The organism is Streptomyces narbonensis (assembly GCF_014649015.1).
In the GTDB taxonomy this organism is placed as follows: domain Bacteria; phylum Actinomycetota; class Actinomycetes; order Streptomycetales; family Streptomycetaceae; genus Streptomyces; species Streptomyces narbonensis.
In genome coordinates, this window is record NZ_BMSF01000175.1 from 1 (window position 1) to 569 (window position 569).

Annotated in this window: 2 protein-coding genes; both read right to left on the reverse strand. The window is 23.9% G+C overall.

The annotated features are described in order from the left end of the window. Window positions 1–191, reverse strand: a 191-nt coding sequence (locus IE124_RS34415; protein WP_189514048.1) for a class I tRNA ligase family protein, incomplete at its 3' end; no start/stop codon positions are given. A gap of 20 nt (window positions 192–211) precedes the next feature. Beyond that, a partial coding sequence (gene ybeY, locus IE124_RS34420) for an rRNA maturation RNase YbeY (RefSeq protein ID WP_189514051.1) occupies window positions 212–569 on the reverse strand: 358 nt, incomplete at its 5' end.

Genomic DNA, 569 nt, shown 5'->3' on the forward strand with positions numbered 1-569 from the left:
CGAGAGATTACATCTCCTATTGTATAGTTACGTACATGCCCAATATGTAAATTACCACTGGGATATGGAAACATACATAAACAATAAAATTTTTCTTTATTAATATCTTCTACTGTTTCAAAACATTTATTATCTTCCCAAAACTTCTGGGCTTCTTGTTCAATATCTATATAATAAAATGGATTTTTCATATATATTAACTTTTGTTCTGTTAATTGAATTTTATTTGTTCTAAAATTGAGTATTCAATATTTTCCATATTAGCAGCATCATTTTCATTATTATGATGATAACCAATTAAATGTAAACACCCATGAATAATTATATGAGCAAAATGAGCTATAAAAGATTTATTTTTTTGTAATGATTCATATAAAATTATATTTGGAGTTATTACTATTTCACCTATTAAAGGTATTTGAATCCCAGGAGGTGATTCATATGGGAAAGAAAGTATATTTGTTAAATTATTTATCCCACGATAATAGCTATTGAGGATATAAATTTCTTTATATTCAACAAAACGTATAGTTAATTCTTTTAAATATTTATGTCTTTTTTTATAATGT